Source organism: Micromonospora sp. DT178, from assembly GCF_049841695.1.
Lineage (GTDB): Bacteria > Actinomycetota > Actinomycetes > Mycobacteriales > Micromonosporaceae > Micromonospora.
The window spans coordinates 1-263 of sequence record NZ_JBNCKV010000088.1; the positions used below are offsets into that span (position 1 = coordinate 1).

General features: G+C 69.6%; 1 protein-coding gene. It reads right to left on the minus strand.

Annotated elements, in window-relative coordinates; genetic code table 11:
* Window positions 1-260, minus strand: a 260-nt coding sequence (locus ACLQ22_RS32080) for a polyketide synthase dehydratase domain-containing protein (RefSeq protein WP_425695617.1), incomplete at its 3' end; no start/stop codon positions are given.
* Window positions 261-263: the final 3 nt, after the last annotated feature.

Sequence of the window (263 nt, forward strand, 5' to 3'; positions counted from 1 at the left end):
GGATGCAACCCGAACCCGTCCGCTTCGACCTGCTCGGACAGGGTCACCTCGGCGTACACATCCCGCTCGGCACGCCATACCGCCCGTAGGCCCTGAAACACCGGCCCGTACACGTACCCGCTGTCGGCCAGCCGTTCGTACAAGCCGTCAACAGCCACCGGCCGTGCGCCGGCGGGCGGCCACTGTCCCAACCCGGCCGGGACCCGAGCAGCCTGCGGGCTCAGCACACCAGTGGCATGCCGAGTCCATGAACCCTCCACACC